Origin of the sequence: Streptomyces sp. ATCC 21386 (genome assembly GCF_018728545.1) — a bacterium.
GTDB lineage: Bacteria > Actinomycetota > Actinomycetes > Streptomycetales > Streptomycetaceae > Streptomyces.
In genome coordinates, this window is sequence record NZ_JAAVVL010000001.1 from 9904166 (window position 1) to 9927876 (window position 23711).

At 69.4% G+C, this 23711-nt stretch carries 20 protein-coding genes and 4 pseudogenes; 9 read left to right on the forward strand and 15 right to left on the reverse strand.

The annotated features are described in order from the left end of the window. Positions 1 to 400: 400 nt before the first annotated feature. Positions 401 to 1348 (forward strand): hypothetical protein, encoded by a 948-nt coding sequence (locus GWK25_RS42655; protein ID WP_215457066.1) that lies wholly within the window; start codon positions 401 to 403, stop codon positions 1346 to 1348. A 116-nt stretch (positions 1349 to 1464) separates the two neighbouring features. Here the strand turns inward: GWK25_RS42655 and GWK25_RS42660 are convergent, their stop codons facing one another. Next, positions 1465 to 1872: a hypothetical protein gene (locus tag GWK25_RS42660; protein WP_215457067.1), complete on the reverse strand. Its 408-nt coding sequence runs from the start codon at positions 1870 to 1872 to the stop codon at positions 1465 to 1467. A 925-nt stretch (positions 1873 to 2797) separates the two neighbouring features. On the opposite strand from GWK25_RS42660, the gene GWK25_RS42665 reads away from it, so the two are divergent. After that, positions 2798 to 3886 carry an SGNH/GDSL hydrolase family protein gene (locus tag GWK25_RS42665; protein ID WP_215457960.1) on the forward strand — a complete coding sequence of 363 codons (1089 nt, stop codon included), beginning with the start codon at positions 2798 to 2800 and terminating at the stop codon, positions 3884 to 3886. Between the two features lie 256 nt (positions 3887 to 4142). Here GWK25_RS42665 and GWK25_RS42670 read toward each other — a convergent pair whose 3' ends face one another. From GWK25_RS42670 to GWK25_RS42690, 5 genes are all read right to left on the reverse strand, one after another. Next, positions 4143 to 5849 (reverse strand): RICIN domain-containing protein, encoded by a 1707-nt coding sequence (locus GWK25_RS42670; RefSeq protein ID WP_215457068.1) that lies wholly within the window; start codon positions 5847 to 5849, stop codon positions 4143 to 4145. A 434-nt stretch (positions 5850 to 6283) separates the two neighbouring features. After that, on the reverse strand, positions 6284 to 6637 hold the full coding sequence (locus tag GWK25_RS42675; RefSeq protein WP_215457069.1) for a DUF4260 family protein: 354 nt from the start codon (positions 6635 to 6637) through the stop codon (positions 6284 to 6286). 150 nt (positions 6638 to 6787) lie between these two features. Beyond that, positions 6788 to 7375 carry a TetR/AcrR family transcriptional regulator gene (locus GWK25_RS42680; RefSeq protein ID WP_215457070.1) on the reverse strand — a complete coding sequence of 196 codons (588 nt, stop codon included), beginning with the start codon at positions 7373 to 7375 and terminating at the stop codon, positions 6788 to 6790. Positions 7376 to 7562: 187 nt separating this feature from the next. Beyond that, on the reverse strand, positions 7563 to 8048 hold the full coding sequence (locus GWK25_RS42685) for an SRPBCC family protein (RefSeq protein WP_215457071.1): 486 nt from the start codon (positions 8046 to 8048) through the stop codon (positions 7563 to 7565). Positions 8049 to 8143: 95 nt separating this feature from the next. Continuing rightward, positions 8144 to 9550, reverse strand: a complete 1407-nt coding sequence (locus tag GWK25_RS42690) for an FAD-dependent oxidoreductase (RefSeq protein ID WP_215457072.1) — start codon at positions 9548 to 9550, stop codon at positions 8144 to 8146. 357 nt (positions 9551 to 9907) lie between these two features. On the opposite strand from GWK25_RS42690, the gene GWK25_RS42695 reads away from it, so the two are divergent. The 3 genes from GWK25_RS42695 (at position 9908) to GWK25_RS42705 (ending at position 13910) form a co-directional block, all read left to right on the forward strand. Further along, on the forward strand, positions 9908 to 12106 hold the full coding sequence (locus GWK25_RS42695; protein ID WP_215457073.1) for an MMPL family transporter: 2199 nt from the start codon (positions 9908 to 9910) through the stop codon (positions 12104 to 12106). A gap of 265 nt (positions 12107 to 12371) precedes the next feature. Then, positions 12372 to 13283, forward strand: coding sequence for a hypothetical protein (locus GWK25_RS42700; protein ID WP_215457987.1), 912 nt, complete (start codon positions 12372 to 12374; stop codon positions 13281 to 13283). Between the two features lie 189 nt (positions 13284 to 13472). Further along, positions 13473 to 13910, forward strand: a complete 438-nt coding sequence (locus GWK25_RS42705) for a hypothetical protein (RefSeq protein WP_215457074.1) — start codon at positions 13473 to 13475, stop codon at positions 13908 to 13910. Here GWK25_RS42705 and GWK25_RS42710 read toward each other — a convergent pair. After that, the gene (locus GWK25_RS42710) at positions 13892 to 14359 is read right to left on the reverse strand and encodes a DUF6174 domain-containing protein (RefSeq protein WP_215457075.1); all 468 of its coding nucleotides are present in this window, start codon (positions 14357 to 14359) and stop codon (positions 13892 to 13894) included. The genes GWK25_RS42705 and GWK25_RS42710 overlap by 19 nt on opposite strands. A gap of 191 nt (positions 14360 to 14550) precedes the next feature. On the opposite strand from GWK25_RS42710, the gene GWK25_RS44150 reads away from it, so the two are divergent. Further along, positions 14551 to 14940 (forward strand): hypothetical protein, encoded by a 390-nt coding sequence (locus GWK25_RS44150; protein WP_374200684.1) that lies wholly within the window; start codon positions 14551 to 14553, stop codon positions 14938 to 14940. A gap of 230 nt (positions 14941 to 15170) precedes the next feature. Here GWK25_RS44150 and GWK25_RS42720 read toward each other — a convergent pair whose 3' ends face one another. The 4 genes and pseudogenes from GWK25_RS42720 to GWK25_RS42735 all read right to left on the reverse strand — a co-directional run bounded on the left by GWK25_RS42720 (position 15171) and on the right by GWK25_RS42735 (position 18702). After that, entirely contained in the window at positions 15171 to 15839 is a 669-nt protein-coding gene (locus GWK25_RS42720) for a hypothetical protein (RefSeq protein WP_251829288.1), read from the reverse strand. A 229-nt stretch (positions 15840 to 16068) separates the two neighbouring features. After that, positions 16069 to 17466: a glycoside hydrolase family 43 protein gene (locus GWK25_RS42725; RefSeq protein WP_215457962.1), complete on the reverse strand. Its 1398-nt coding sequence runs from the start codon at positions 17464 to 17466 to the stop codon at positions 16069 to 16071. A gap of 32 nt (positions 17467 to 17498) precedes the next feature. After that, positions 17499 to 17606, reverse strand: a pseudogene (locus GWK25_RS42730) (RICIN domain-containing protein); the annotation flags it as partial. Positions 17607 to 17829: 223 nt separating this feature from the next. After that, a complete protein-coding gene (locus GWK25_RS42735) occupies positions 17830 to 18702 on the reverse strand; it encodes an alpha/beta fold hydrolase (protein WP_215457077.1) in 873 nt (290 codons plus the stop codon). 70 nt (positions 18703 to 18772) lie between these two features. Here GWK25_RS42735 and GWK25_RS42740 point away from each other — a divergent pair, with 70 nt between their 5' ends. Both GWK25_RS42740 and GWK25_RS42745 read left to right on the forward strand, forming a co-directional pair. Next, on the forward strand, positions 18773 to 19246 hold the full coding sequence (locus tag GWK25_RS42740; protein ID WP_215457078.1) for a MarR family winged helix-turn-helix transcriptional regulator: 474 nt from the start codon (positions 18773 to 18775) through the stop codon (positions 19244 to 19246). A gap of 102 nt (positions 19247 to 19348) precedes the next feature. Further along, positions 19349 to 19813, forward strand: a pseudogene (locus tag GWK25_RS42745) (NAD(P)-dependent oxidoreductase); the annotation flags it as partial. Between the two features lie 21 nt (positions 19814 to 19834). Here the strand turns inward: GWK25_RS42745 and GWK25_RS42750 are convergent. Together GWK25_RS42750 and GWK25_RS42755 are read right to left on the reverse strand one after the other, a co-directional pair. Beyond that, positions 19835 to 20095 (reverse strand): hypothetical protein, encoded by a 261-nt coding sequence (locus GWK25_RS42750; protein WP_215457079.1) that lies wholly within the window; start codon positions 20093 to 20095, stop codon positions 19835 to 19837. A 199-nt stretch (positions 20096 to 20294) separates the two neighbouring features. After that, the gene (locus GWK25_RS42755) at positions 20295 to 20606 is read right to left on the reverse strand and encodes a hypothetical protein (RefSeq protein WP_215457080.1); all 312 of its coding nucleotides are present in this window, start codon (positions 20604 to 20606) and stop codon (positions 20295 to 20297) included. Between the two features lie 196 nt (positions 20607 to 20802). Here GWK25_RS42755 and GWK25_RS42760 point away from each other — a divergent pair, with 196 nt between their 5' ends. Beyond that, the gene (locus tag GWK25_RS42760; RefSeq protein WP_215457081.1) at positions 20803 to 21090 is read left to right on the forward strand and encodes a GntR family transcriptional regulator; all 288 of its coding nucleotides are present in this window, start codon (positions 20803 to 20805) and stop codon (positions 21088 to 21090) included. 99 nt (positions 21091 to 21189) lie between these two features. On the opposite strand, the pseudogene GWK25_RS42765 reads toward GWK25_RS42760, so the two are convergent. After that, positions 21190 to 22289 (reverse strand): annotated as a pseudogene (locus GWK25_RS42765) (DUF4037 domain-containing protein). 206 nt (positions 22290 to 22495) lie between these two features. After that, a pseudogene (locus tag GWK25_RS42770) lies at positions 22496 to 23104 on the reverse strand (transposase family protein); the annotation flags it as partial. Between the last annotated feature and the right edge of the window lie 607 nt (positions 23105 to 23711).

Here is a 23711-nt window from a genome sequence, read left to right on the forward strand (position 1 = left end):
GCGAACCTTTTGCGATGGGCGCCGGTCCTTGGCTCTCGCATGGCTCCCGCATGGCACCCGCATGGGGACCTCATGGTGTCTCGATGGTTTCCCGATGATGTCCCGATGGTTTCCCGGAGGAACTGATTCCCCTTGTGTCCCATATGTGCCCACGCAGTGTGCGAACGGGACTGACGAACCGTCGAAGTCCCTGCCCCGGTCGGTGTTTGCCGAGGTTGACAGCCCCTACCCCTTGGTAAACGATGTCCCCACCCTGTGGCTCAAGTGACCCCTGAGCCCGGTGTTTTCTTCGACCACTCACCCCCCGGCGCGGCCTTCGGCTGCCCTCGTGCCGCCGTGCTGTCGCCGCGCCCAGGGGTCTCGTACGCAACGACGTTCCGAGTTCGAGAATGGGATCCGCATGTCCATAGTGAGACGTGTCATCGTGAGCCGCCTGGTGGGGACGGGCATCGCCGCTCTTGCGCTGAGCGCGGCGGTCTCGGCTCCGGCCTTCGCCACCGACACACCCGGCGGCGACGGCTGGGGCAAGAAGAGCTACGCCCCCGGCCAGGGCGCGGGCACGGCCACCGAGACCGACCGCTGCGAGTTCTCGCTGGACGGCGTGACGTTCGCCGACTGGGTCAAGCTCGACGACCAGAACCTCAAGCCCAGCGACGACGGCAAGGTCCACATCAAGGTCCGCGCCGCCGCCGACGCCACGACCTGCACGGTCTCCCTCGCGTCGTACCTCGCCCACGGCCCGACCTTCGCCACCTCCGGCGAGCAGGTCTTCGTCGACTTCGACACGGTCACGGTCAAGCGCGGCGCGACGGACTCCCTCGACATCGCCGTCCCCGACGCGGGCTGCTACGCCCAGATCGACCTCTACCGGGGTGCCGTGAAGTTCGACGGCAAGCTCGACGCGAAGGACGGTTTCGAGCACGGCGACGTGCCCAAGGGCCCGGACCGCCCCGTCATCAAGGACAAGCTGATCGCGGCCTGGAACGGCGGCACGAAGGACTGCACGACGCAGGAGCAGCCGCCGGCGGAGGAGCAGCCCCCGACGGAGGAGCAGCCGCCGGCCGAGGAGAACCCCCCGGCGGAGGAGCAGCCCCCGGCCTCCACCCCGCCCGCGGACGAGAAGCCGCCCGCCGAGGACACCCCGAAGACCGAGTCGTCCCCCTCCCCGTCCCCCTCCGACTCCACCCCGGCCGCCCCCACCCCGAACGGCGGTGAGCCCGGCGACCTCGCCGAGACGGGCGGCGGCAACGCCATCCCGATCGCCCTCGGCGCGGCGGGCCTCGTCGCCGCAGGTGGCGTCATCTTCGCCGTCACCCGCCGCAAGGGCGCGGGCCGCACGGCTTCGTGACACGGCGCGAAGACGCCTGAACCTCTGCGGCGCCCGGCCTCTCCTCGGCCGGGCGCCGCAGAGGTGTGCCCGGGTGAGGTGTCAGCGCTCGTCGCCGTAGCCCCCGGTGTCCTCGGCTACCGGGCGCTGCTGTCGGCTGCCGGGGCGGCGGCCCCGCGAAAACGGACCAGGAGGGCCTCGGCCTGCGCGGCGCCCGAGTCGAAGAACTGCGTGCACAGCGCCGGCGGCACAGCACCTCCATGCATCCGCACCTCATCGCACGAGAAGCAGAACGCCGCCTCGAACAACACGGCGTCGAGGTCATCGTCGTACGCCCGGATCCCCCACCCGGGCGAGAACCCGCACCGATGCCGCACGCTTCCCGGCAGGGCCTCGACCAGGGCGAACAGGCCATCGATCTCGTCCCCGGCCCAGTGAGCGACCACCTCTCCGGGGTACGGGCCCCCCTTCCTGCCCGGAAGCCCGGAGATCCGTACGACCTCGATCAGCGCGGTGACGGCGACGGCCGGTGCGGGGAGCTGCATGCAGGCAGTCTGCCCGGCGGCGCTGAGCACCGACCGCCGACGCTCAGCCGGGCCGCTGCCCCCGACCCCCGGTAACGCGCAGCGCGGGCCCGAGTGCGTCACGCAACCGCGCGGCAAACAAACGAAGTTCACCACCGGAGCGGCAAGAGCCGTCCTCCGCCCCCTCGCGCGACCTCCACCCCGTGGATCCAGCACGTCCCCGGCATGTCCACGCGCCCCCGAAAGCGCCAACTCCCGCCGCCGAAGCCGCTGTTCATGAGCGACGAGGTAAGGGCGCGACGCGACGGAGGCGTTGCCGCGAGACGACGGCGACTACCGGCCCGCCTTGTATTACATCGAGAGTCAACTTGAATTCTGCAATCTCGAAGCGGTGGTTTGCCAGAAGGACACCGCGATGGTTCTGCACCGTCAAAAGTGTTCGGGTAGCCGAACAGTGTTGCCGTGTGTCCGGCTCCGCCGAATGCGTGGGCGGATTGCTCTCCAGCGGCTGCCTTCTGGCCGCAGCTCGTGCAGGTGAGCGACCTGCCCGCGAGGAGTTTTCACGCCCGTTGATCACTCAATGAATGGCTACCAACGGGTCCGGTCACCAATTCCCGACCGGTCGAGCCTTTCTGAGGGTTACACGTGTCGTCATGACCGACATTTTGTGGGCCTTCCGTATCCGATCCCTTTTTCGCCCTGCTAGATTGACGCCCGCGTCTCCGAAGTGAAGCTGGGCAAATCCCGCAGCCTCACCGAGCGGCAATCCCCCAATGCCTTCACCAAGGCCTTCTTCGGGTGCCCGGAAACTGCGGCGGATGAGTTTCGCTGCTCGCCAACCACGGCTCACGCCAATGCTTTCGGCATCCACCCCCCAACAACTGGAAAGCACAAGCAAGTGATGAGATCCCTTCAGCGTTTCGTCCCCCCGCTGGCCATCTCCGCCATGACGATCGTGCTGAGCACACCCGGTCCGGCCACTGCCGACGAGGCGACCGACGGCAAGGACACCAGCTACTACATCTCCCTCGGCGACTCCCTGGCCACCGGCTACCAGCCGGACGTCGACAAGGACACCGACGTCGCCTACACGGACCAGCTCTACGCGCAGCTCAAGCAGCGCACTCCCGGGCTTGAGCACATACGCCTCGGCTGCACCGCTGAGACCACCGAGTCTCTGATCAACGGCGGAAAGTGCGAGTACCCGAACGCCAAGTCCCAACTGGACGCCGCCCTGAAGGCCATGGCCCAGCACCCCGGCAAGGTCGCCTACGTGACCCTCAGCGTGGGCGCGAACGACATCCTCCTCAACTGCGTCAGCCCGGCCGGCACCCTCGACGGGGCGTGCCTGAACAGCAAGAGCCAGGCCATGGCGAAGAACCTCGCCCAGATCGCGGGCGCGCTCCGCCAGGCGGGCGCGAAGGACACCCAGTTCGTGGGCTCGACGTATCACAACCCGTTCCTGGCGGCCTGGCTCCAGGGCGCCGCGGGGCAGCAGGCCGCCAAGGAGTCGGCAGCCCTGGTCAAGGCCGCCAACACGGGGATCACCCAGGTGTTCAAGTCCACCGGTTTCAAGGTGGCGGACGTGGCCGGGGCCTTCTCCTCGGACGACTTCACCACCCAGGTGAACGTGCCCGGCGTGGGCGAGGTGCCGGCGAACGTGGCCAAGATCTCCCAGCTGACCTGGGCCGCCACGAAGAAGGACCCCCACCCCAACGCCGAAGGCCACAAGGTGATCGCAGGCGCCTTCGCGGCGGTGCTCACCAAGAACGACGCGCCCGGTGCGAGTGAGTCCCCGGCTCCCAGTGGGTCGCCCACGCCCGGTGCGGGCGACTCCCCGGCCCCCAGTGGGTCGCCCACGCCCGGCGCGGGCACGGACACGGGGGCGAACACCCCGGCCCCGAACGGTGATCTCGCCGAGACCGGCGCGTCGAGCAGCGCCCCCGTCCTCGCGGGTGCCGGTGTCGCGGTCGCGGCGGTCGGTGCCGCCGCGGTCTACTTCGCGCGCAGGCGTCGTACGAGCGAGGAGAGCTGACGATCAGTCAGTAGATATCGCTCAAGCAGAGCAGGCCGCCCGCAGTGTCGCGGGCGGCCTGCTCTGCTTGGGCTTGGCTACGGACGGCCGATGGAGGTGACGCGGTCTGCGCCTCCGCGAGGGTTCTCAGTCAGGTGCCGACGTGGAAGCGCGAAGCCTTCGACTCGTGCCAACCCAGGCTTCGGGCCGGTGCCCGCTTGCGGCTCGGCTTCCCCGCCGTCACCTGTCAGTGCGGTCACCCCTTCGCCAAGGCCGCCTACTTGAGCGCTGTACCACCCGAGTTGTGATACGCGATCGTCTTGCGGATCAGGTTTCCGCCGTCGGACTCGACCGTGGTCTGTTCCTGCTGTCCCGGACCGAAGAACAGGCCGGCGACATGGGCGTTCGCGACCTGCTCCATGTGCCCGAACAGCCAGTCCACCTTGTCGTCCTTGTAATGGTTGAGGGTGTTGTTCTGCGCCATGTTGCCCACGGGGATCTGCCACAGGACGACCGGCTTGCCCACGGACTCGGCCATCGTCTTCCAGTACTTCAGCGAGGCGGCGGCCTTCCGGTCGGTCCAGAAGGTGTCACGGCTGCCGTGGGCCGGCAGTGCGTACCAGCCCGCGTCGCGGTCCGACACATCGCTGACCAGGAAGTCGGCGTTCTTCGCCCCGAGGTCCGCGTAGTCCTTGACGCACTTCTGGACGTCCGTCTCCCAGTCGAAGCAGGAAAGGTGCAGCCCCACGGCGGCGTTCGGCGCGTACTTGCGCGTCATCTGAATCAGGCACTGGGCGAGTCCGGCGGCGCTGTTCTCCTGCGATCCGCAGTCCGTCGGGTTGGCGGCGGAGACCTGCGCGGGCACCTGGTGCAGATTGCCGAGCGACCGGGCGAAGCCCCAGAAGTCGGGCTCAAGGTCGATCGCGTCATGCGACTTGCCGATCTTCTGGAGGAAGAAGCGGTAGTCGTTCAGGTAACGGGTGAGCAGGTCACGCCTGTTGATGGCCTTGACCTCGCCGGGGCCGTCGCCCTCGCCTGCCGCGTCCCCGAGGTCGCGCAACGAGTACCAGGTCCAGAGCATCTTCTGCGGGCGCGGCTTGCCCTTGTACGTCGCGTCGGCCACCACGTCGTCCCGCCAGGTGACGTAGGTGCCGGGCGCCGTGGTGCTGCCGTTCCAGCAACCCCACCAGCTCGTCCACACGTCCTTGCAGCGCGCTGCCGTGTAGTAGTCCGACGAGGGTGCGGGCTGGCTGTGCACATAGGCGTATCGCACGTCGAACGGCGCGGCGTTCGCCGAGGCGTCGGTCATCGAGCCGCCGATGAGCACCGTGTCACTGCCCAGGAAGCGCTTCGTCGACGTGCCGTTGGTGGGGGCCGGAGACGTCGGCGGCGACGCCGGCCGGGTGCCGTTCGGAGCGGGGCTCGCCGGAGCGCTGCCGCCGGGCGCGGGCGTGCCGCCGGAGTTCCCCGGGTTCTCGGTGCCGCTGACGCTACCGGCCGCGACGAGCTTCCACTGCTGGTTGGCGCGGCCCCGGTCGCGCTTCTGGACGATGTCGCCCCCATTGGCCTTGGTGGCGTTCTCGACACCCACAACCATGCCACTGAAGCGATTGACCAGACGCACGTGGCCGTCCGACGACTTGGCCAGTTTGAACTGCTGGTTGGTGCCGTTCAGGTCCTTCCACTGCACGATGGCGGAGCCGGCGGTCTTCGACCAGCCGAGGTCGTCCAGCACCTTGCCGGAGTTCCGGTTCTGCAGCCGGTAGTAGCCGTCGCCCGATTCTATGAACCGCCACTGCTGGTTGGCCCCGCCCTTACGGCTCCACTGCTCCACCTGCGCGCCGTCCTTCGTGGCCACGGCACGGTTGTCCAGCACCTTGCCGCTGTTGCGGTTGACCAGCACGTACCACTTCTTCAGATCCAGGCTCTTCTGCTCCGCCGAAGCCTGGTTGACCACGACGGCCGAGCCGGCCACGACCACCATGGCGAGACCCGCCCAGAGACCCCGACGCGCGAGCAACCGACGGCCACGATGCTTCGGGCGATCACCGCGCGCACCGCCGTCGGCACGGTGGCTGCCTACGCGGGCCGTCACCGGTGACGGGGGTTGGCCCGGGACATTTCTGTGCTCTCGTTCCAGGGACACGCCTGTGCTCTCGCTTTCAGCCGTTGCGTCTGACCGGACCACTTGGCCGGACAACGCTTAGTGGCCCGAGAGGCCGAAAAGGTTGCCGCGAAGATCCACAGGTTTTTGAGGGCTGGTCGGGGAAGGTCGGGAACAGCGGCGCGATCCCGACGGGCCATGGCCGCTCCGAGAGCCCTGCCGACCTTGCGGCAGCCACCGGTAGGAGACCTGTGCATTCACGATGCGCCCTGCTCAGTGGGCGGCCGGCATCTCCCTGGACCCGTCGCGTCGGATCAGGATCCGGCGGGAAGTCCCTTGCCGAGCGTTCTGTCGATGGCGATCCGGGTGAGCCAGCCGAGGCCCGCGGTGAACAGTGGTGGCCATACGACCGGCCCGAGGGAGTATCCGACCAGGACCACCAGCGGAATCCATACGCGATGCACCGACTGGTAGAGGAGACCTGGTGGGCGCACCCCCGCCAGCCGGGCCAGGTCGGGCAGCGCGAAGAACACCAGCGCGGCACCTGTCGTGGGAAGGCCGTACTTGACGCTCTCGAAACCCGCGAAGGCGATCAGGAACAGTGCCAGAGCACCCCAACCTGCTTTCCTCGCCCACCCCTTGCCGCTTTGAGTGGCCTCGCTTGTCATGTCCCCAGCGTAGTCGCGAGGCCCTGTCCGCCAGGGCCCCTCCGTGCACACCTCATCGGCTGAGGTGGCCGTCTACGACCAGGACGAGTAGCTCTCCCGACACGTCGGTCCTGATCGCCGGCACGTTGGTCGTCGTGTCGGTGAGCGACCTCAGGTCATGGCCAGGACGGCCGAGACCAAGGACCGCAGGCAGACGCGCTCGGCTTCCTCGTCCGGCAGGGAGAGGTGCTGCATCGTCAGTCCGTCGAAGCCGGCCAGGAAGAACCTCGCGATCGTCTCGGCGGACTGGCCGAGCCGGTGACCGGTGCGTTCGGCGGCCTGCTCGACCAGCTTCGTCGTCACCGCCAGGACCTCGCTGTAGTGGCTCTGAAGAGCCTCCTGCAGGTAGGGCGTACGCAGGGCGAACATGCTCAGTTCGGTGAGCAGCTGGTGCGAGGCGGGCTGTTCGAGCACGGTGCGCCAGAGTGCTTCGGCGAGCGTGACGAGGGTTTCCTCGAAGCTCGCGTCCGTGGGTGCGGCACGTGTCACCTGGTCGATGAGGTCGCGCGTGAGCTGTTCCATGACGGCCCGGTACAGCTCCTCCTTCGTGCCGAAGGTGTAGTGCACGGTCGCCTGTGCCACGCCGAGCTCGGCGGCGATGGCGCGGGTGCTGCCGGCGGCGACGCCCTCCCTGGCCATGAGGCCGATGGCCGCCTTGATCAGTTGCGGGCGGCGCTCTGCCGCGGATACATGAGCCATGGCGCGATCCTATCCGACTCAGTCTGTCGAACAGGTCGCTCGACAAAACGGTGATGCATGGTGACGGCCGCTCCTGGGCCGACGGTCGGTCCGACCGGCCGCCGGTCGGGCGGCCGGTCGGACCGGGCGGTCGGGCGGCCGGTCGGGCGGGCGGACCGGACGCCGGTCCAGGAGCATGCGCCGCCTGTCAGCGAGCGGTCCTCGACGCCTCGGAACGGAGCAGGGTGTTGAGGTTGGCCATGGAGGTGCGCATGCCGGCGCGCATGGCGGGCTGCTGTATGGAGTCGAGGAGCAGGCCCAGCGGGCCGAGGCCGATGGTGTACTCGACCTGGTAGAGCATCTTCGTCGCCTCCCGGCCGTCGGCGGTCTGGACCGGTTGGAACTCGAAGGTGTTGGTGACGTCCTGGAGGGGGGCGAATCCGGTGCCGGTGTCGACGCGGCGCATGAGGGGCTCGATCTCCTTGACGGTCCAGACCGAGTCGGTCTTGAGCGGGCCGAGGGTGCGGTTGCGCTCGGAGTAGGTCTTGCCGACGGTGGCGACGCCGTGGTGGTCGGTGACCTCGATGGCTCCGGCGACCCACTCGGCGTACCGGTCGGTGCGGGAGATGACGTCCCAGACCCGCCCGAGGGGGGCGTCGATGACGGCGGTCTCGGCGACGACGAAATGGTTCATGACGGGGTTCCCTTGCTTGTCGGTACTTGGTGCGCCCAGCTGCGGCGGAGGGGTACTTCGTGCGCTCAGCTGCGGTGGAGGGGTACTTCGTGCGCTCAGCTGTGGTGGAGGAGTTCGGTGGCGGTGTGGCGGCCGGAGCGGACGGCGCCGTCCATGTAGCCGTTCCAGTAGGGGGAGAACTCGGCGCCCGCCCAGTGCACGCGGTGGTGGGGGCGGCCCATCCACTGACCGAAGTCGCTCAGCACGCCGGGGGCGGCGACAGAGGTGGGGCCGCCCTGGGTCCACTGCTCGGCGGTCCAGTCCTGCTCGACGTAGTCGACGGTGTCGAAGGCGCGGTCTCCCACGACCTGGGCGAAGCAGCGCAGGACGGCGCCGCGGCGTTCGGCGGCCGGACGGTGGGCCCACTTGCGCCATTCCCGGCCGCCGAGGAAGCCCATCAGCACGCCCGGTCCGCCGTCGGGCGGGGTGTTGTCGAACATCTCGCGGATGGGGGAGCCGCCGCGCAGCAGGCCCATGCCGGACAGCCCGTCCTCGCGCCAGAACGGCTTGTCGTAGACGGCGACGCACTTCATGAGGGTGCCGAACGGCAGCCGCTGGAAGAGCTGGTCCTGCTGGGCGGGCAGCAGCGGGTCCCACATGATCCGCGAGGCCACCAGCGGCGGTACGGCGACGATCACCCGCTCGGCCCGCCAGTCACCGGCGTCGGTGACCACGGTGACGCCGGTGGAGTCCTGGCTGACGCGCCGCACCGGCGCCGAGAGGTGGACGCGGCCGTCGAGCTCCTCGGCCAGGCGCTGGGCGACGAGCTGTGAGCCGCCGACGAACCGGCTGTCCTGCGCACCGCCGGTGGTGCCGGTGCCGCGCTCCATGGTGCCGGGGTGGGTCTCGTTGCCGAAGGTGGAGACGTACCAGAGGCTGAAAAGGGCGGAGGCGTCACGGGCCTCGCCGCCGTAGGCGGAGTTCAGGAACAGGCTGATCATGTCGACGGCGTCGCCGGTGATCTCGGCCTTGCGCAGCCAGGTCTCGTAGGTCATGCCGTCCAGTTCACGGGCGTTCGGCGCCTTCCACGGGGCGGCCGGGTCCAGCTTCTCGGCCTCCTTGGCGACACGGGCCAGGGCGATCCCCATGTCCGGCAGCGCGAGCAGGTCCGGCGGGGTGTGCCCGGTGAACCGCTTGGCCTTGCCGTCGTTGACGTAGACGGTCTCGCCGGGAACGGCGGCCTGGTAGGTGTCCACGCCGACCTCCTTGGCCAGCTCCAGGATGTGGTCCTGGGTCGGGCCCACGTACTGCCCGCCGATCTCGGTCACCTGCCCGTCGCCGAGATCGTGGTTGAGCAGCCGGCCCCCCACCCGGTCACGAGCCTCCAGCACGGCCACCGACTTGCCCGCCGCGACAAGCTCCCGCGCCGCGGTCAGACCGGCCAGCCCCGCACCGACCACCACCACATCCACCCTGCGGGCGTGCTGCGGAGTCGCGGTGTCCCTCTTCTGCGTGCTGCTCATGATCACTCCTTGTTCTGCTGTGGTCCCGGGGCTGCGGACGTGCTCCGCGGGGAGCGCGGCGCAGGCCCATGACCTGGCGCTTCCCGGCGGCGGTGTGCTCCGGTGACCATCACCATACAGATGACATGGTCGGCTGACAATGTCGGCTGTTCAAGTTAGATGATTTGGTCGATCGACTTGAGCAAGTGATAAAGTCGGTGTCGAAGCAGTTCGGATGCCGCTCACGGCACCGGCATGCCGCACGCCTCATGCCTCTGCCCGCCGCCGCTCGACGGCGCGGGCCGACCCGCTCTTCCGCTCGTCCCGCGTCCGCGCCGAGACGTCCGGGAAATCCCTTACCGACCTTGGGAGTTCGCCATGGCAGTCCTGCTCCATCGGCTGGGCCGCAGTGCCTACCACCACCGCAAGCTGGTGCTCGGTATCTGGCTCGTGGTCCTGGCCGCGCTCATCACGTGCGCCGGCGTCTTCGGCGGCAAGCTCGACGACCGCTTCACCGTGCCGGGCACCGAGTCGCAGCGCGCGCTGGACACGCTCGGACGGACGCTGCCCGAAGCCTCCGGAGCGGGCGCCCAGATCGTCTTCACCGCACCCCGGGGCCACCACATCACCGAGGCCCCCTACACCGCGGCCATCTCCGGAACCGAGAGGGCGGTCGCGAAGGCGCCCCAGGTCAAGGCCGTCCTGGGCCCGGGCGTGTCCGGGGCTGTCTCCGCCGACCGGAGCACGGCGATCGTGCAGGTGCAGTACTCGGTGCAGCGGGCCGAGGTGCGCCCTTCGTCCCTGGACGTGATCGAACGGGCGGCCGAGGCGGCCGAGAAGAGCGGGCTCAGGACCTCGGTGGGCGGCAGTGCCTACGGCAGCAACGGCGTGCACATAGGCCCGTCCGAGATCATCGGTGTCGGCGTCGCCGTGCTCGTCCTCGTCGTCACCTTCGGCTCCCTGCTCGCCGCCGGCATGTCGCTGCTGCCCGCCCTGCTCGGCGTGGCCGTGGGACTTGCCGGGCTGTTCGCCCTCACCCCGGCGGTCAGCATCTCCTCCACCGCGGTCACGCTCGCGCTGATGCTGGGGCTGGCCGTGGGCATCGACTACATCCTGTTCATCCTGACCCGCCATCGCCAGCAGCTCGCCCGCGGAACCGACCCGCGGGAGTCCATCGCGCTGGCCAACGGCACGGCCGGCAGCGCGGTCGTCTTCGCCGGCAGCACCGTGATCATCGCCCTGGCCGCACTCAGCGTCATCGGCATCCCGTTCCTGACCGTGATGGGTCTCGGTGCCGCCGGAGCCGTCCTCGTCGCGGTCCTGGCCGCGATCACCCTGCTCCCGGCACTCGCCGGATTCGCCGGCACCCGGCTGACCCCGAAGCCCGGCAGCAAGGAGGCCCGGCGGGCCACCGACCCCGACGGATCCGCCGGCCGCACGACCCTGGGCGCCCGCTGGGTGCGGACCGTCGTCGCCAAGCCCTTGCTCACCGTCCTGGCCGTCGCCGGCATCCTCCTCGCACTGGCGCTCCCCGCGGCGGACCTGCGCCTGGCCCTGCCGGACAACGCCTCGGCCCCGGTCACCTCCACCGAACGCAAGGCGTACGACACGGTCGGCGACAAGTTCGGCCCCGGCTTCAACGGCCCACTCCTGGTGCTGACCGAGACCGACAAGGGCTCGGGGGCGCGCGCGGGCGCTCAGGCCGCGCAGAAGCTGCGGGACCTCAAGGGGGTCGAGGCGGTCCTGCCTCCCGTGCCCACACGCGATGCCGCGCAGACCGTCATCCAGGTCATCCCGGAGACCGGACCCGACAGCGCCCGCACCGACCGGCTCGTCCGCGACATCCGCGCCGCCGCCCCGGACATCCGCGAGTCGACCGGAGCGACGGTCGCGGTCACCGGCACCACCGCCGTCAACATCGATGTCTCCACCCGCCTCAGCGACTCCCTGCTGCCGTTCATGGCGATCGTCGTCGGCCTGAGCCTGATCCTGCTGACCGTGGTGTTCCGCTCGCTGGTCGTCCCGCTCAAGGCCGCCTTCGGATTCCTGCTGTCGGTGGCGGCCTCGCTCGGCCTGGTCGTCGCCCTGTTCCAGTGGGGCTGGCTGGCCGACACCCTCGGCCTCGCCCACACCGGTCCCGTCGTCAGCTTCCTGCCGATCATCCTGATCGGCGTGCTCTTCGGACTCGCCATGGACTACGAGGTGTTCCTCGTCTCCGGGATGCGGGAGGAGTGGGTCCACACCGGCGTGGCCCGCGGGTCGGTGATCGACGGCGCGCGGCACAGCGTCCGGGTCGTCACCGCGGCCGCCCTGATCATGTTCACCGTCTTCGCCGGGTTCTTCCCGCTCGACGACGCCCTGATCAAGCCCATCGCCTTCGCGCTCGCCGTCGGCGTCGCCATCGACGCCTTCGCCGTCCGCCTGACCCTCGTCCCGGCGGTCCTCGCCCTCGCCGGACGGCACGCCTGGTGGCTCCCCGCCTGGCTCGACCGTGTCCTGCCCGACCTCGACGTGGAAGGCACACGTCTCCAGAAGGCCCCGCAGGTGCGGCACAAGGAGCCCGAGCGAGTCTCCTGAACCGGCTGCGCACCCGGCGGATCCGCCGCCGGCAGGGGCCCTGGCCCGGAGGGAGCACCACCTCCGGGCCGGGGCCTCGTCTTTGCCGGGGTGCCGTCCTGCACGGGCTGCTGAGCGCTGGTCAGCGGACGGTGCCGGACTCCCTGCCGACGGTGCCGCCGGGCGCCCGGGTGCCGGAGCCGAACCGCGCGAACGGGCTGCGCCACCATGCCTGTTGGTGCCACAGAGCGCACAACCTCGTACGCCCGTCTGCAATGCTGTGCCGATGAGCAAGGTGTGGCAAGGACACGTCATCGAGGGCACGCGCTTCGTGGTTCCGGCGTCCGGTGTGACGCCCAGGCACGTGCTGTGCGCGGTCGGCGTGGGCCTGGATCCCGAGGTCATCAGCCGGGTGGTCGAGGAGGCGGGCGCGGGGGACTTCACGCTCGACCTCGACGAGTTCCAGCGGGAGCCCGACCCCCGGATGCGTGAGGCGTTCGAAGCGGCGGTGGCTTCCCGCCGGATCACCGGCGTCGACGGCTTCGGCGACGACGACTGGGCCGCGGTGGACGCGCACGACTCGGTCGCCTACATCCTGTCGCCGCCGATCTCCCAGGCCACCGGCCTCGACGTGTCCCGCCGGGCGCTGGCCGTCACCGCGGCCCTGCTGGCCAACGGGGCCACCGCGGTGAAGAACGAGTCCAGCGGGGTGGCCTGCGGTCGGGAGCGGTGGCTGGCCCTGGCGAGCGAGGCGGAGGCCGCCGAGAACGTGGAGGACCTCGTCGGCGCCCTCGTCCAGGCGTGGGTCGTGCCGGTGATCGACGACGGGGAGGTCTACTACAGCTGCGGCATGCACCTCCTGGGCGAGGCCGATGTGGAGCTGGCCCCCGTACGCACCGCGGCGCCCGAGCCGGAGCTGGTGCTGGAGTGGGTGACCACTGTGGAGGTCGCGGGGTACTACCTGCTGATCGAGCAGCCGGACCACGGCATCCAGGACGGCGAGGGCTTCCGCCTCACCCCGGACGACTCTCGCTGGATCATGAACCGTGTGGAGTGCGAACGGTTCGAGGACGACGACTTCTTCCACAACCCGTACGGATACTGGCGTCTGACCCCGGCTGCCCGCGACCCACGGAGAAGGGCGAGGCTCAAGAGGCGCAACCCCCGCACGACCCTTGGAGCGCGACGGAGGGGGTGAGCACGGGGCAGACGTCCGCGGCCGGGCGTGACTCGCGACCGCCCTGCCGGTGGACGAACCTGCGGTAGCGGGCGCGTCCTGGGCGCCATGCTCCAACGCCGGGGGTCGGTGAGTGTGAGCAACCGGCCGCGTCTCTACGTATCCCCTGAGGAGTGCACTCGGTACGGGAACGCGAACGGAGATCAGGGCATGGTGAGGAAGCTGCCGCGAGGTGCCGCGCTGGCTGTGACTCTGGCTGTCCTGCCCCTGGTGGCGGCGTGCAGTGGGGGCGGTGAGGGTGACAAGGCGTCGGGTGAGGCGAGTGGTGGGTCGAGTCCTGTCTCCGCGGTCGTCGCGCCGGCCAAGGTCGAGGTGATCGCCGAGCTCACGGGGTGCGAGGTGAAGATCCGGACCGAGGCGGAGGAGTTGCGCGAGGGGGTGTGCCAGACCGGGCAGGGGGACTACCTCATCACCACCTTTCCCAAGGACGAGTTGAAGGAAGTGTGGCTGGAGTCCGCCTCCATGTACGGCGGCAAGTACCTGGTCGGGCCGCGCTGGGCCGTGTCCGCGAAGCCGGACGTGCTCAAGAAGCTGAAGGTCAAGGTGGGCGGCACGATCCGGGATCTGAGTCAGCCGAGTGCCTCGTAGCCACTGAGGTCGTACGCCGCCTCGTCGTCGATCGCGTTCTCCTCCCAGTCGATGGCGATGGAGACGGGACGGCCGTCCGCCGCGTGCGTGACGTCGACGGTGTCGGCGCCCTCCGCACGTGCCGCCTCCGCCTCCCGCAACAGGGCCCCGATGGTGGGGACGTGCTGCGGTGACCGGTCGACCACGTGTCGACCGCTGTCGTCGAGACCGACGGCCTCTACGACCTTCCCGTCCCGGACCGTCACCTCGAACGTCCCGATCAGCGGCCGCTTGCCCTGCGTCGACCTCAGCGTGTAGGTGTAGGAGGCCGGCTCCCGCCAGGTGGGTGCCGAAGCCTTCGGGAGGGTGGGCTCCTGCCCGCACCCGGTGATCGCCCACAGCAACGTCCCGGCCAGCGCCGACGTGGCCAGGGCGCGGAGCCGCGGTCGTACGGCGGTGGTCGTCGGCATGGTGGCGTCCCCCTCGGAGCGCGGCTGAAGACGGTCACCACTGGGACGTCGGACCGGGTGCCGACGTTCGGCAGAGAGCGGACAGGGCTTCGGCGCCGGGTCGAGCGAGCCGAGCCGGGCGGGACGACGCGTTTCCGGCCGTCGTTGCCAGGAGGCTCCGTCCGGGAGCGCCTCACGGGCAGGATGGCCCCATGACGAAGTCCTCCGTACAGTCCGCCCGACGTTCCTCCTCCTGGTCCTCCTGCTCCTCCTCCGGTTCGATGCTGTCCCTGTGGTCGCGGGACTCCGTGCTGTCGATCGGGTCTGTCGGGTCCGTGCTCTCCGTGGGGTCCGTCGGTTCGGCCCTGTCGATCGGTTCCATCGGGAGCGCCCTGTCCGTCGGCTCGATCGGCTCGTCCCTGTCACTGATCTCGACCGGGTCCTTCAACAGCACGGGCTCCCTGTTCTCCGCGCAGTCCCGGTGGTCGGTGCTGTCGTGGCGCTCCAAAGGGGGTTTCATGACCGTGGGAGCGGTGGGGGCGGGGGTCGTGGGACTGGCGGCCGGAGGAGCTCTGTTGCTCAGGTCCTATGCCAGGCGCTGAGCAGGCCCTCCGGGGTGAAACGCGATGAGCCCCGCTTCACGTGGAGTGAAGCGGGGCTCATTCTCTGGAGCGCCGGGCAGGCCTTGCACCTGCATTTCCCCGCAGGAAGCGGGGCGTCTTTCCTTGGACCACCAACGCATCGAGTGCTACCGGGAGTTCGTGTTCCGGTGAGCGGCTCGAGATCAACTATAACGGATCTTCGGGGGCGTTGCATCTCCCGTCCCGGCGGGTCAGAGCAAGTGCGCCTGGGGGGCGTACTCCACGCGGAGGTACTTGGCGTTCCGTTCGCCGACGAACGTGCGGAGGATCGGCTCGGCGGTGTCGGGGTCGTCCACGCCGACCTGGACGAAGCCCGTGCCGTCCAGGCCGGCCTCGCGCAGGGAGAAGGTGCCGTCCCAGCGGCTCATGTCCTCGCTGACGCGGTCGAGGATCTTGTTGAGGTCCCTCTCGTTGATGTCGCGGTCGTGGAGACGTACGGTCACGCCCTTCTCGGCGGCCTCGCAGACGGCTTCGTCGAAGGGGGCGGAGGGGATGCGGTACACGTCCAGGGAGACCTCGTCCTCGTCCACGGCCATGCCCGTGTAGATCGGGGCGTGGCGGCCGGTGACCAGGTCGTCCACGTAGCTGAGGGTGCGGTCGAGTGGGGTGTCCTCCGGGAAGCCGTCCCTGGCGTGGCCGGCCAGGCTGCCCTTCGGCTGGGTGCCGTGACAGGTCTTCGTCGCGGACGACACGACCTCCACGGTCTGGGCGTCGGCCGCCGATCCCTGGACGCCGCCGAGGGCGACGACCGCTCCCAGGGCGGCCGCCGCGGCTCCGGCACGGGTACGGGTGCCTGAGCGGGCCCAGGTCCGCGTCCAGGTCCAGATCCCGGTCCACCTGCTGTTGTTCGGCTCGTCCATGTGACCCCTCCGCGTCCTCTGCTCCCGCGACCGCACGATCGGTACTTCGGCCGGTACTTCGGCCGGTACTTCGGCCGGTACTTCGGCCGGTACTTCGACGCACGGGGCCGCCCAGACGTTCGCCCCACCCGGATTCGACATGTCGTTCGGGGCGGCCGAGCCGGTCCGGAGCGGATGCGGCTCCGGACCGGCTCGGGGTCACCGGTGCCGAACGAGGGTGATCCGGGTGTCAGTAGCCCACCCGGAACGTCGCGTCCGCCCGCTCCGTGGCCGTCGAGACCGGGTCGATGCGGAGCAGGTAGCCGCTGTGGCGGAGGTAGCGGGTCGGGTTGTTGTACGAGCGGAACGAGGACCACGTCGAGTCGGCGAGGCCGGCGACGCGGGTGAACGTGGCGTCCGCGGCGAACGTCGACGTGCCGTCGTTCACGTCCAGGCGGAGCGCGTAGTTGTAGTGGCGGAGGTAGCGGGTCGGGTGGCTCACCGACTGGAAGGAGACCGCCGAGGAGTCCGCCAGGCCGGGGACCAGCCTCCACTGGGAGTCGGGGAACGGGTCGAAGGGGTACTCGTCGATCCGGCCCACGTAATCGCTGTGGCGGATGTAGCGGGCCGGGTAGTTGTACGACTTGAGGCGGTTCCACGTCGGGGCGCCCCACCTGGCCAGCAGGTTGCTGTACTCCGTCGACGTGATCGGGTGGATGCCGCAGTGCTTGGAGTTGAGCGGCTGGGTGTAGAGCTTCTGGTCGAGGGCGGTCCAGGTGCCGGAGGCGAGGTCGCTCGACTGCCAGACGTAGAAGACGCCGTTGGGGGTGTAGGTGTCGCCCCACAGGTACCAGGCGGAGGACGTCAGGGACTTCACGACCGTGGGGGCCTCGGTGCCGCCGTGTGCGACGGGCGTGCTGAACGGTGTGAAGCTGCCCGGGGCGAGGGACGTCGACCGTGCGCCGACCAGTTGCTGGTTGCGCTTGTAGTAGAGGTAGTTGACGCCGTTGACCCCGAGGGTGAGGTTGCCGTCGATGATGTCGTAGCCGGGGTCGAAGAAGACCTGGGGGTTCGTCGACGTGACGAAGTCCGTGGTGTAGCTGACCATGATCACGTTGTGGCCGCTGCTGTTCACCGAGGAGTAGAGGATGCCGTACTGGCCGCGCGAGGCGTCCCAGTAGGCCTCCGGCGCCCAGCTGTGGGTGTTGGTCATGTCATGGAGCTTCAGCCGCCGGTAGCCGGTGAAGGTCCGCAGGTCGGTGGAGTCCCAGACGTGGATGTACGTGCTGTTGTAGTTCCAGTCCGTGCCCTTGAGGTCGGTCGCGAGGACCACGAACGTGCCGTCCCGCTTGCGCATCAGGAACGGGTCGCGCAGGCCGCCCGCGCCCTGGGTCGGGGTGACCAGGGGGGCGTTCTGGTTCAGCGGGGTCCAGTTCAGGCCGTCCTGGCTGACGGCCAGGTGCAGGCCGTAGTCGGCCTCCAGCATGGTGGTGGACTCGGTGAAGTAGACCATCGCGTACGCGGAGTCCGCGGCGTGGGCGGTGCCGGCGCCGAGGGTGAGCACACCCGTCGCGGCCAGCGGTGCGGTCGCCGCGGTGCCCAGGAACATGCGGCGGGACAGACCGGGTCCGCTGGTGGTGCCGCTCATGTTCCTTCTGCCGCTCTCATCGCTCCGGTCGCTCATGTCAGGCTCCACTTCTGGGGGTTCTGGCCGTTGCAGGCCCACAGCACGAGCTTCGTGCCGTCGGCGGTGGCCGCTCCGTGGGCGTCGAGGCACAGTCCGGCGTTGTGGGGGTGTGGGGGTATGGGGGTCGATATGTCGAACAAGGATCGGCTTGCCGAACGAATCGGCTGGCCGAAGGTAGAGCCGGTGGGGTCGGAAGTCAACGGGTGTGGCAGAGGTGGTTCTTGCTCTCCGAGTCGATACACCTGGGCCGTGTGTCGGAAGTGCTGTTGGCGGAGCTGAACGGGGGTTGGTCTTCAGGGCGCGGTGCCCGGGGCGGGCTGGGACTCAGTCACCGGACCGTTCCAGGAAGTCGGCGAGGCTGCGGTTCGCCCCGGGCGGGATGGCGTGCGGAAGCGCGTGATGGGACACATCCGGCAGCACGGTCGTTGCGACGCGTGGCAGCAGCGCCTCGGCGCGGGCGGCCACTTTGGAGGGGGCATGGGTCCTGCTGCTTCCGGCAAGGAGCAGCAGGACCGGCAGGTCCAGGCCGCGCAGGGCGTCCGGTGCCGGGCGCGGCCCGGTCACGGGTCGGAGAGAGGGGAAACCGGCGGCCGCCTCCTGGAGGGCGAGCCAGTCGGGGTCGAGGGCCGAGCCTTTGGTCTCCCACTCCAGGAAGGCGCGGACCCGGCGGGGTGTGTTCCGCAGCAGCATGGGAGTTGCGTGCAGCAGGTAGGCCGGGCTCAACCCGGCGAAGCACTGGGTCGGGTCCAGAAGAGCCAGGCGGCGTATCCGGTCGGGCGCGCGCATGGCGTGATGCAGCGCGATCCAGGCGCCGTACGAGTGTCCGCCCAGGTCGGTCTCGGCCACCCCGAGGCCGTCGAGGAGCGCGTCCAGCCAGGCCGACAGGTCGGCGACCGTACGAGGGCGGCGGTCGCCGTCGGGAGTGCTGCGTCCGGGGGCGCCGATCAGGTCGACGGCGAACACCCGGTGGGTGCGGGACAGTTCGGCGGCCTGCGCGTACCAGGACGCGGAGGTTGCGCCCCCTCCGCCGGGCAGGAGGACGAGCGAGGGCCTGTCGTCCGGGCCGCATACGTTGACGTGTGTCGTGCCGAAGGGCGTGGGAACGGTCGCCGTCTCGCGAGCGGCAGGCCACTTGGTCATGACCTTGTCGTAGGCCCTGAGGAACTTGTCGGCGTCGTACGTATCGCGAGCGTTCATGAACGGCGACTCCTCTATTATCTCGCTCAGCAAGATACTTGTTGAGCGAGATGATACGTGGAGGTGACCCATGCCCGATCACGAGGGTGAGGAACTCGTCGAACGAGCCGAGCCGGGGCCCGAGATGGAGATCGTCCACCTGCTGCGTGCGGTGGCCGTCGACCTGGGCAGGCACAGCACCCGGTTCGCACAGCGCAACGGCATGCACCCCACCGACGTGCGTGCGCTGATCGCCCTGATGGACGCGGCCCGCGCCGGCGAGGAGACCACGGCAGGGCACCTGGGCGCCGCTCTGGGGCTCAACTCGGCAGGAACCACAGCGCTGGTCGACCGCCTGGAACGGGCCGGGCATGTGCGGCGGGTGCGCGATGCGCGGGACCGCCGCAAGGTCACCATCGAAGTGGACGAGCGGGCGGTCGCCCTCGGCTGGTCCCACTTCGGCCCGCTCATCGATCGGGCGGTGGACCTGCTGCGGGGATACGACGAGCGGGAACTGGCCGCGATCAGGGACTTTCTGACGGGGATGCGGAAGGCAGCGGTCTAAAGCGTGTCGCAGAAGGCAGCGATGAGGGCACTTCCCTGCTCAAGGAGGTCAAAGCGGACCTGACCTGCCCGGATACAACCTTCCGCAACACCCTTCAGAGCGCCGAGCGGCTCACGGCAGCTGTTCGCGTCGCACCGGGCCACCCTGTCCGTCCCGGTCGGCACCACCTACGTCGGCGAGGACCCTGGCTTCGCGGCTCTGCACGACGTGGCCCTGCTCAGCGCGATGTACGGCATGTTCGCCGGGGCCACGCACGCCTTCGCCCTGATCCGCGAGGAGGACATCGACCCCACGGCCTTCGCCCCGCTGCTCGCCGACTGGCTCGTCGCCATGGCCCCGTCCGTCCACCTCACCGCCGCCCAGCTGAGCAGCGGCGACCACTCCCGAGACGTCGTCTCCAGCCTGGCCATGCAGGTGACCGGCATCCCGACCTTCCTGACCACCGCCGAGCAGCAGGGCGTCAGCCCCGAACTCCTCGCCCCCTACTTCGCGTTGATGCGCCGCGGCCTGACGGAGCGCGACGGCGAGGAGGACCTGACGGGGCTGGTCGACCTGCTGCTGCGCTGATCCGCCGTAGGGGCGTACCCGTCACACGCGGCCCGTGAGGTGGGCCGTGCCGGGCGACGTCTGCACCTGCTGTCGGCAGTCCGGGGCGGCCGGGGGCGGGGGCTGGCCGTCGAGGGCTCGGCAGAGGGCGGCGTGGAGGTGCTCGGCCTCGGTGAGGGTGAGGGTCAGTTCGGTCTCGGTGGGGTGGCCGCCGGTACGGGTCACGCGCAGGGGCACGGCCAGGCGTTGGCCGTCGGTGCGGCGCACGGGGCGCCCGGGTGCCCGCTCGACGATCCAGCTCATGACGCCGCCCCACCTTTTTCGATCCTTGCGAGGCGGTACGCACCCCACAGTTCCCGCCCGCTCTCGCACCCGTCCTGCGCCTTGGGGACGCCGTTGCAGCCGCCGTCGCACGTGCGCGTGTGGTCGAACCACAGCCGGTACGCGCGGAGCATGGGAATCTCGGTGGGCCGGACGGTGGTCCTTGCTTGTTCGTGTGTCATCAGCTCGCCTCCGCGAACTGCCGTGCCTGAGGCGGTGATGACGGGCAACTCGAGGTGCGGCCACAGGAGTGACACGGCCGGGCGAATCCCTGCTCCTGCGACCACTCGTCGGCGACCAGGTACGGCCGGACCATGACGGTCGCGGCGCCGTCGAAAAGGGTGTGCAGGCCGTACGGGGAGCGGTGGGCCGGAAGGGCGGAGGGCGCCGCGTGGACTGCCCCGGTGGCCAGGGCGGCGATGTCTACCGTCGGGTGCGTGGGTCCCCGGCGTCTGCCGGTGCCGGGCGCGAACAAGTCCAGTACCTGGCGCATCAAAGCGTGGATAATGCCCACCGTCATCAGCTCCTCTTTGTCGTGTCTGGTGGCCACGCCCCCGGACGGTCGCACCCGCCGCGGGGGCCTCTTGCTGGCTTCTCCGACCGTAGCGCAACTTGGTACGTCATGGCACGTCTTTGTACGTTAAAGCTCGGCCTATGCTGCCCTGAGCCAGCCTCTTACGCTCAAACTTATGATCGAGATCGACCGAGAGAGCATCACTCCGATGTACGTGCAACTCGCGTCCGCCCTGCGCGAGCGCATCCGGCTCGGAGAGATCCCGGTCGGCCGACGCATCCCTTCCCACTATGAGCTGGAGCAGGAGACGGGCGGCGCTGTCAGCCGTCGCACCATCAAGTCCGCCATCGAGATGCTTGTGGCGGAGGGGATTCTCCAGGGGGTCCAGGACAAGGGTGTGTTCGTCATCTCGAAGCCCGCGGGTGGTCCGTCGGCCGCGGACCGACCGTCGCCCGACTCGTGATGCGGTGGCCCTCGCCGGTGTGGCAGCATCCGGCCGCGCACCGGCCGTCGCGATCAGGTGCGGGTGGTCGAGTGCAGTCGGTGCTTGGAGTCGGAGGTCTCAGGAGGGACAGCAGACCGTTGCGAGGGCGGCGGCGCGTGTCATTGCCGGATGGCTGAGCACGTCGGTGCTGTCGATGAACTGGTCGACGTTTCCGATCGTCGGCAGGGCGCGGACCGCCGGGTCGGTGATGCGGGTGGTCAGCGCCGCGGTGAAACGGTCGGCGTGCAGCACCTGAAAGGGTCTGGCGTGGTAGGGCCGCGTGGCAGGGTCGACAGGGTCGGTGAGGCCGAGTTGGTTATGTGTGGCCGCGACGGCCTCGTAGGCCCGGGCCAGGTGCTGTTCGCGGGTGTGCCAGTCGGTGGCGGCGAGGACCGCGGTGAGGACCGGGCTGAGGGCGGGTGCCTGGGGAGTGCGGGCGAAGGCGCTGCCGAGCCACTTGCTGTAGGGCGGGTAGCGGCGGTCCATGAGCAGGCAGAGCCGCATCAGATCGCGCACCAGTCGGGCGGCGACGACGGCGGAGCCGATTTCGTCGCCCACTTCGCCGCAGCGCCCGACGAAGGCTTCTTCCTGGGAGATGCGCTGCCACTGGCAGGCGAGTAGGTAGAGCCAGAGGTCGTGGGGGTGCCAGTGAAGGGTGGCGCGGGCTGATGCGAGCTGGCCGAGTCCGTCGTGGAAGACGGCACCGGCAGTGACCTCGGCGAGAAGTTGAGTGGGGATGGCCAGCCAGTCCGCCAGGGTGATGTCGGTACACGGGTCGAAGCCCAGTTGCGCGGTGAACCAGGTCCCTGGGTCTGTGACTTCGACTCGGTGGTTGACCGGCCCGTCAGTCGTCTGCATGACCCCGATATCTCCTTCACCGACGGGGGCGAAGTGCGTCGGGTAGCCGCCGAAGGTTTTCGGCAGGCCTTCGGAGAGCAGTGCCGTGATCCTGGCGCCGTGGCGAGTGACGTCCTGCGGGCGCAGGAAGATCTGCAGGCGGGGTCCCCACTCGTGGTCGGCGGAGCGGACGGTGTCGAATCCGAGGACTTCCGAGCCGCTGCCGAGGCGGGCGGCGGAGTGCGTCATGTCCGGCGCGGCAGCGTCCAGCAGAGGCCGTACGGCGTCTAGTAGAAGCGGCGGGAGAGCTCCAGTCCGGGAATGAAGGACGGCATGGTCATCCTGGGGAGGGTGCCAAATCGGCGTCTGGTCGTCGAAGGCTTTTCCACGTTCAGGCAGTTGCTGTCGACCGCACGTACCGCCAACCAGTGTCGCTGTGCTGCTAAAGGCTGTCCCGCAATGATCAACTGGCTCGTGCCCATCACAGCCGAGGGCGTCCAGGCTCGGTCCGGCTATCCAGCAAGAGCGAGGTTGTGCAGACGGGCGTCTCTTTCCAGGCCGGAAGTTCGGCCTGGCCGCGGTCGCGGCGGTGCGGTATCACCAGGCCGGTGCCGCAGTAGCCGCCGTCGGCGATCACCGTGGTGTTGCCGACAGCTGCCTTCGTTCCGGACAGTTCCCCTGCCCTGCAGTCGTTGCGGTTGCCGGGCAGGGGACGGCCAACTGCGACGACCAACCGGGTATCGGCGTCGATCACGACCTGGTGACTGGTGGAGTACCGGTAGTTCTTCGACTGCTCAGCCACCATGTGGTCACGTGTGGGCACCAAGGTGCCGTCCACGATGAGCACGGTGCCCTTGTGGAACCGTTGGCGCGGCTGCAACGCGAGCAGCGGCCCGAGACGGTGAAGGATGCGACCGGCTGCGGGCTTCGAGATTCCGAACAGCGGAGCGAGCTGGCGCAGCGTCAAGTTGGTGCGCCAGTACGACGCGACAAGCAAAACGCGGACCTCCAGGGGCAGGATCCATGGCCGGCCTCGGCGGGCCACGTCCGCTCCCTCGCGGCGCATGGCGGTCACGGGCTTGCCGAAGCAGCGCGGGCTCAGCCCGGTGAACCGCCCTATCCAGGACGGCTGCGACGCCGTGATCACACCAGCCACGTGTTGATCATTCCACCGCTGCTCATATGCCAGGGCAGAACTCCTCACCGACCTTCCGGACCGTCGGCCAGGCGGCGCCGCCACCAGCGGTCAGAACGCCACTGACGATGAGCCGCGAACTGATCCGGCAGTGTGCGCTCGACATACCTGACGTCCAGGGCATGCACTCGGTCTCTGAGCTCGGCCTGTGGCCTGGGTGGCAACTGCCGCAAGACTTCCTCAAGCACATCGCGGGCGTGTCGGACGTCCTCGAAGGAACAGCCACGGCATGAACACCCCGTCCCCTGCGGATACAGGGGTCGTCGGCCCGGTGGTTGCAGGAACGCTCTATATCGCCGCAGCGCGCGGTCGGTAGCGCCGGGGTAGAGGTAGTAGTCGTCCGAGAGTCTCTCTACCCGATCTATCGCCACGCTGGTTCGGGACGAGAGGCCGTGGATCCGGTCTGGGGGCAAGCTCCAAGGGACACGAGGAGACTGTTCAGCGCGTAGCGCGCCGGGCCGTCTACGCGGCATCGGCCTTTCGGTACAAGGTCATGAGCATCATCATGCCAGCATCTGCTGTCCGATGACGGCCAGGCAGCCGCGCCCGATATCGGGGCCATCGTCCC

What these genes read in the sequence shown, in the direction of transcription:
- GWK25_RS42655 (WP_215457066.1), top strand. Translation starts at nt 401, where the DNA reads ATGTCCATAGTGAGACGTGTCATCGTGAGCCGCCTGGTGGGGACGGGC.
- GWK25_RS42660 (WP_215457067.1), bottom strand. Translation starts at nt 1,872, where the DNA reads ATGCAGCTCCCCGCACCGGCCGTCGCCGTCACCGCGCTGATCGAGGTC.
- GWK25_RS42665 (WP_215457960.1), top strand. Translation starts at nt 2,798, where the DNA reads ATGACGATCGTGCTGAGCACACCCGGTCCGGCCACTGCCGACGAGGCG.
- GWK25_RS42670 (WP_215457068.1), bottom strand. Translation starts at nt 5,849, where the DNA reads ATGGTGGTCGTGGCCGGCTCGGCCGTCGTGGTCAACCAGGCTTCGGCG.
- GWK25_RS42675 (WP_215457069.1), bottom strand. Translation starts at nt 6,637, where the DNA reads ATGACAAGCGAGGCCACTCAAAGCGGCAAGGGGTGGGCGAGGAAAGCA.
- GWK25_RS42680 (WP_215457070.1), bottom strand. Translation starts at nt 7,375, where the DNA reads ATGGCTCATGTATCCGCGGCAGAGCGCCGCCCGCAACTGATCAAGGCG.
- GWK25_RS42685 (WP_215457071.1), bottom strand. Translation starts at nt 8,048, where the DNA reads ATGAACCATTTCGTCGTCGCCGAGACCGCCGTCATCGACGCCCCCCTC.
- GWK25_RS42690 (WP_215457072.1), bottom strand. Translation starts at nt 9,550, where the DNA reads ATGAGCAGCACGCAGAAGAGGGACACCGCGACTCCGCAGCACGCCCGC.
- GWK25_RS42695 (WP_215457073.1), top strand. Translation starts at nt 9,908, where the DNA reads ATGGCAGTCCTGCTCCATCGGCTGGGCCGCAGTGCCTACCACCACCGC.
- GWK25_RS42700 (WP_215457987.1), top strand. Translation starts at nt 12,372, where the DNA reads ATGAGCAAGGTGTGGCAAGGACACGTCATCGAGGGCACGCGCTTCGTG.
- GWK25_RS42705 (WP_215457074.1), top strand. Translation starts at nt 13,473, where the DNA reads ATGGTGAGGAAGCTGCCGCGAGGTGCCGCGCTGGCTGTGACTCTGGCT.
- GWK25_RS42710 (WP_215457075.1), bottom strand. Translation starts at nt 14,359, where the DNA reads ATGCCGACGACCACCGCCGTACGACCGCGGCTCCGCGCCCTGGCCACG.
- GWK25_RS44150 (WP_374200684.1), top strand. Translation starts at nt 14,551, where the DNA reads ATGACGAAGTCCTCCGTACAGTCCGCCCGACGTTCCTCCTCCTGGTCC.
- GWK25_RS42720 (WP_251829288.1), bottom strand. Translation starts at nt 15,839, where the DNA reads ATGGACGAGCCGAACAACAGCAGGTGGACCGGGATCTGGACCTGGACG.
- GWK25_RS42725 (WP_215457962.1), bottom strand. Translation starts at nt 17,466, where the DNA reads ATGAGCGGCACCACCAGCGGACCCGGTCTGTCCCGCCGCATGTTCCTG.
- GWK25_RS42735 (WP_215457077.1), bottom strand. Translation starts at nt 18,702, where the DNA reads ATGAACGCTCGCGATACGTACGACGCCGACAAGTTCCTCAGGGCCTAC.
- GWK25_RS42740 (WP_215457078.1), top strand. Translation starts at nt 18,773, where the DNA reads ATGCCCGATCACGAGGGTGAGGAACTCGTCGAACGAGCCGAGCCGGGG.
- GWK25_RS42750 (WP_215457079.1), bottom strand. Translation starts at nt 20,095, where the DNA reads ATGAGCTGGATCGTCGAGCGGGCACCCGGGCGCCCCGTGCGCCGCACC.
- GWK25_RS42755 (WP_215457080.1), bottom strand. Translation starts at nt 20,606, where the DNA reads ATGCGCCAGGTACTGGACTTGTTCGCGCCCGGCACCGGCAGACGCCGG.
- GWK25_RS42760 (WP_215457081.1), top strand. Translation starts at nt 20,803, where the DNA reads ATGATCGAGATCGACCGAGAGAGCATCACTCCGATGTACGTGCAACTC.